This is a genomic window from Thermodesulfovibrionales bacterium (assembly GCA_035622735.1).
Classification (GTDB): Bacteria; Nitrospirota; Thermodesulfovibrionia; order Thermodesulfovibrionales; family UBA9159; genus DASPUT01.
This window is the reverse complement of sequence record DASPUT010000150.1, coordinates 1-4509: the sequence shown is the minus strand read 5'-3', so window position 1 is coordinate 4509 and position 4509 is coordinate 1. Positions and strand designations below refer to the sequence as shown.

Sequence of the window (4509 nt, the reverse complement as noted above, 5' to 3'; positions counted from 1 at the left end):
TACGGCGTGGATATCGTGAACAAGAAGAAAAACCACTCCCTCAAGGTGGCCCCCATTGCAAACCCTGCAATGCCCTCTCCCGTCCCTTTCCCCAACATTCTCGGTGTGCTTCCCGGCATGACTTCCCTGGCCACGGTCATGATGAACAGCATGATCAAGAAGATCAACTGGCCGAGCATACCTGAACTCCTGAATGTCTGTTTGGAATCCGGCGTAAAGATGATAGCATGCACCCCGACTATGGAGATGACGGGCATGAAGAAGGAAGATCTCGTTGAAGGGGTCGGGGTAGCAGGTGCAGCAGAGTTTATAGACTTTGCCCTCGATGCGAACATAAGTCTGTTTATCTGATTCCGCGGGGCGTTCAAGGGAACAACTTCACACGGAAGAGAGGTGAGAGAAGATGGATAAGTCACAAGCAAATGTTTCGATTGACTTGAAAGGACTCAATTGCCCCATGCCTGTTCTGAAAACGAAGAAGGCGTTGGACTCGATGCAGCCGGGACAGGTCCTCTTCGTTGAGGCTACGGATAAGGGGTCTAAAGCCGACATTCAGGCGATGCTCAAGAGAACGGGGAACGAACTCCTCGAAATGGATGAGAAGGAGAATATCTTAACATTTTTTATCAAGAAGCTGGGATAACGGAGAATACTCAAGAAGAGGAGGTGAAGAACGCGGAGTAAGGGTGAAGGGGGGAGAAATCAGAATCAACAAAGGAGGTAGAGATGCAAAAGGTACTGTTGATTGCGGTGATTTTGGGATTGATTATATGCGTGGCGCCTCCGGCCATGGCAACGAACGGTGACAATTTGATCGGCATAGGCCCGATCTCGAGAAGCATGGGAGGAGTCGGCATCGCCGCTCCGCAGGATGCCATCAGCGCGGTCTTCTCAAACCCTGCGGCAATGTGTTTCGGCCCATACTGTCCGGGCTCTGAATTCAATTTTGCCGGGACGTTGTTCATGCCGACAGTAAATGCGACGGTGATCACTGCGGGCGCAGTGGCTAACGCCGGCAGCGACAATAAGGTCTTTGCGATACCTGCCATTGGTCTGTCTGTTCCGATTACCTCAACCTTTCCTCTCTGGCGGTTTGGTATCGCAGCCTATGGTGTATCGGGTCTCGGCGTCGACTACAGGAACACGAGTATTGACGGGACATTTCCTTCGCCGCCGTACCCTGCCAACACGCCTCTCGTAGCCGGAGCATTCACACAGCTGCAGACGATGAAATTCGCTCCGTCCGTGTCCTACGAGCCGAATGAGAAGCTCTCTCTCGGATTGGCGCTCAACATCGACTATTCAAGCCTCGACCTGGGGAGCGGGTCCTCTTTCAATTACGGAATCGGTGTCCAGGTCGGCGCGATCTATAAGCCGAGTGACACGGTCTCTCTCGGATTGACCTATATATCCCCGCAATCGGTCGACTATAACAACGTGCTCAACCTGAATGGTAGAATCAGCGATTTGACGCTCCAGGCTCCTCAGCAGGTCGGCATCGGCATATCGGTCGAGCCCATCAGTAACGTGCTTTTAATGGAAGTTGACGGCAGGTGGATCAATTGGTCTAGTGCAACCGGATACAATGACTTCGACTGGAAGGACCAATGGGTGTTGGCAGTGGGAGCCCAGTATAAACCGATGAAGAATCTCGCGTTGCGAATAGGATACAACTATGCGAACAACCCCGTGAACGTTCACAATAATTTTGTCGGCGCCACGCCTGCGGGTCCGACATTTGTCTCGGTTCAGGGGGCGCTCATGCCGACGTACTACTATGAAACATTCAGGATCATAGGGTTCCCGGCCATCGTGAAGCAGCATATTACGGTGGGAGGAGGCTACGAATTCTCAAAGAAGTTTGCGCTTACCGCAGGGTATACTCACGCCTTCAAGGAAACGATCAGTGAAAGCGGTACCAACTTCGCCGGCCAGCCGACAGTACTCCAGTCGACGCTGAGCGAAAACAGTCTCGAATTCGGTCTGACGTTCAGGTTCTAGGGTTGTCATGTTCCGGGGGGGCCTGCCCTCCCCGGAATGCCCACAGCTCGCTTGTCCGAGTCGCTCTCCACTGCGTAATGAGACAGGCCGATACAAAGCTCATTGATAGGGGAGGGCCATGTTGATTATCCCAATTTCTTTGAGCCTCAGCGTGCGGGAAAGCGTTATCCCGTATCGGATTTGCAGTTAACCGATAATTCTCCTCTCACTTGTATCTCTCCCGCTATCGCGTATATAATATTGAAGTCTCGACCCGGACGGAGAATCCGGGATGTTCACCTGAGGAAAGGGTGATTTTCTGGGCGCACGGCAATGCTGATTGGTTACAACACGAATGTTCCTCATAAGGGGAAATTGTATCATGTCCAGACAGAGGACAGCGGCCTGAGCAAGCACACCCTCGTGACACTCCTCTACCATGAAGGCGCTATCCTCAGGTCAAAAAAAACGAGTTATGCCGACATCATCGGACTCTCTGATTTCAAGGAGCGCCTCAGGGAGATGATGAAGGAGCAGCACAAGGAAATGCTGAAGGAGCTCATAGCGGGAAAGACTTCTGAAGAAACGGGACTCGAAGACGAATCCCTTGCCTCTCCTGAAGGGGATGAGAGCGGGATTCGACATCTCTCGGAGAGCACGGCTCAGGAACGGGAAGAAAGGCCCGATGCCGCTCAAAGGCAGAAAAGGAGTCTTGATGAAATCCTTCTCGAACATATATCCCGGAAGGTGAAGGACCGATGAGCGAAGCAACGATGCTGACGAAAGATATGAATCTCCTGTCTCAGCACGCAAAGGACATGAGGAGAGAAATCCTCAAGATGTTAACGGAGTCGGGCTCGGGCCACACCGGCGGATCTCTTTCTGCTGCCGATATCCTAACTGCCCTCTTTTTTTACAAGATGAGGCATAGACCCGATGATCCTTCATGGAGAGAGCGAGACCGCTTCGTTCTTTCGAAGGGCCATGCCGCTCCCTTGCTCTACGCAGCCCTTGCCCTGTCGGGATACATAGACAGGGGGCTGCTGAAGACCCTCCGCTCCATCGACAGCCCGCTCCAGGGACATCCCAGTTCGAAGATGCTCAAGGGTGTTGAGGTATCCACCGGCTCCCTCGGCCAGGGCCTGTCGATCTCGAACGGGATTGCGCTCGGACTGAGGATGGACGGTATCCCCTCACGCGTCTACTGCCTTCTGGGTGACGGGGAGTTACAGGAGGGGCAGGTCTGGGAGGCCGCAATGAGCGCGGCGCACTACGGGCTCGATAACCTTTGCGCGATTGTCGACAACAACGGTCTGCAGATCGACGGCTTCTGCTGCGATGTGATGAGCATCGAACCCGTTACGGAGAAATGGAAAGGGTTCGGCTGGAATGTGATCGACATCGACGGCCACAATATGGGGGCGATAACGAGTGCACTGGATGATGCGGAAAAGGCAAAGGGCAGACCAACGGTTATCGTCGCTCGGACGGTAAAAGGGAAAGGTGTTTCATTCTTTGAAGGCAGGGCCGAATATCACGGATTGGCCCCCACGAGGGAAGAGCTCGAAAGGGCACTGAAGGAACTGCGCTAGATGGGCGAACGGATTCAGGACAAAGGGCAGAAATCCCCTGGCGCGGGAAAAGCGGTGGCGACACGGGATGCTTACGGAGAGGCGCTTCTCTCTCTCGGGAAGAAAAGGGACGATGTTGTTGTCCTCGATGCGGACCTCTCGGGTTCGACGAAGACGATCAAATTTGCGAAGGCATTTCCCGGAAGATTCTTCAATCTCGGCATCGCGGAGCAGGACATGATCGGAACAGCGGGGGGGCTCGCCCTGACGGGCAAACTTCCCTTCGCATCGACCTTCGCGATCTTTGAAACGGGAAGGGCCTGGGAACAAGTCAGGCAGACGATCTGCTATTCGAATCTCAACGTGAAACTCGTCTCGACTCATGCGGGCATCACGGTCGGAGAAGACGGGGCATCTCACCAGGCGCTCGAAGACATAGCCCTCATGAGGGTTTTACCCAATATGACGGTGATCGTACCGGCAGACGGGAGGGAGACGGAACAGGTGATCAATACCATTGCAGAGTTCCCCGGTCCCGTGTACGTGAGACTGGGGAGGGCCAAGGTTCCGGTCGTTGTCCCCGAAGATTATCTCTTCCGGATAGGGATGGCTCACACGTTTCACGTCGGAAGGGACGCAAATATCATCGCAACGGGGATCATGGTCTCCCACGCCCTGGACGCAAGAAAGATGCTCGAATCTGACGGGCTCGATGTGGGAGTCATCAATGTCTCGACGATAAAACCCCTTGATGAAGCCGCCCTGCTGGGAGCAGCCGAGGCATCGGGGCTCATCGTTACCGCGGAAGAGCATTCGATAATCGGCGGACTCGGCAGTGCTGTCTGTGAGTTCCTCTCCGAGAAGAGACCGGTCACGATAAAAAGGATTGGGGTGAAAGATACCTTTGGTCGGTCCGGCAAGCCCGATGATCTCATGAAACTCTACGGATTGACGGCGG

The 4509-nt window shown here is 54.0% G+C and carries 6 protein-coding genes; all 6 read left to right on the top strand.

What is annotated here, in order from left to right:
- A partial coding sequence (locus VEI96_07975) for a DsrE/DsrF/DrsH-like family protein (protein HXX57925.1) occupies positions 1-351 on the top strand: 351 nt, incomplete at its 5' end.
- A gap of 52 nt (positions 352-403) precedes the next feature.
- Positions 404-643, top strand: coding sequence for a sulfurtransferase TusA family protein (locus VEI96_07970; protein ID HXX57924.1), 240 nt, complete (start codon positions 404-406; stop codon positions 641-643).
- A gap of 83 nt (positions 644-726) precedes the next feature.
- Positions 727-2001: an outer membrane protein transport protein gene (locus VEI96_07965; GenBank protein HXX57923.1), complete on the top strand. Its 1275-nt coding sequence runs from the start codon at positions 727-729 to the stop codon at positions 1999-2001.
- A gap of 312 nt (positions 2002-2313) precedes the next feature.
- Entirely contained in the window at positions 2314-2742 is a 429-nt protein-coding gene (locus VEI96_07960; GenBank protein ID HXX57922.1) for a hypothetical protein, read from the top strand.
- Positions 2739-3572, top strand: coding sequence for a transketolase (locus tag VEI96_07955; GenBank protein HXX57921.1), 834 nt, complete (start codon positions 2739-2741; stop codon positions 3570-3572). Before VEI96_07960 ends, VEI96_07955 begins: the two co-directional genes overlap by 4 nt.
- A partial coding sequence (locus tag VEI96_07950; protein ID HXX57920.1) for a transketolase family protein occupies positions 3573-4509 on the top strand: 937 nt, incomplete at its 3' end.

Coding starts and splice junctions, on each gene's coding strand:
- VEI96_07965 (HXX57923.1), top strand. CDS start 727: ATGCAAAAGGTACTGTTGATTGCGGTGATTTTGGGATTGATTATATGC.
- VEI96_07955 (HXX57921.1), top strand. CDS start 2,739: ATGAGCGAAGCAACGATGCTGACGAAAGATATGAATCTCCTGTCTCAG.
- VEI96_07960 (HXX57922.1), top strand. CDS start 2,314: ATGCTGATTGGTTACAACACGAATGTTCCTCATAAGGGGAAATTGTAT.
- VEI96_07970 (HXX57924.1), top strand. CDS start 404: ATGGATAAGTCACAAGCAAATGTTTCGATTGACTTGAAAGGACTCAAT.